Origin of the sequence: Caballeronia sp. ATUFL_F1_KS39, assembly GCF_023630985.1 — a bacterium.
Classification (GTDB): Bacteria; Pseudomonadota; Gammaproteobacteria; order Burkholderiales; family Burkholderiaceae; genus Caballeronia; species Caballeronia zhejiangensis.
The window spans coordinates 1-254 of record NZ_JALQDZ010000115.1 but is presented as its reverse complement, the minus strand read 5'-3'; the positions used below and the strand labels follow the sequence as shown (position 1 = coordinate 254).

Below are 254 nucleotides of genomic sequence, written 5' to 3'. Positions count from 1 at the left end.
TCCTTGACCCGCTTCACGAGCGCGGAAAGCGGCGTCGCGCCGGTTTCGACGCTGTCGATATCGATGCGCACGGGATGAAGGCTCGTGAACCAGCCCACCGTCTGCGACAGATCGAAACCGCTGTCGCCCGGCTCGCGGCCATGCCCTTCGAGATCGAGCAGGACCGGACCGCTCGCGCCGCGCCATCCGGCCACGGCGAGCGCGTAGCCCGCGAGCAGAACGTCGTTCACGCCGCCGCGAAACAACGCGGGAAC

Annotated in this window: 1 protein-coding gene; it reads right to left on the bottom strand. The window is 68.5% G+C overall.

From position 1 onward, the window contains the following. On the bottom strand, nucleotides 1-230 hold a 230-nt coding region (locus tag NCR93_RS31795; RefSeq protein ID WP_350029170.1), incomplete at its 3' end, for a condensation domain-containing protein. Nucleotides 231-254: the final 24 nt, after the last annotated feature.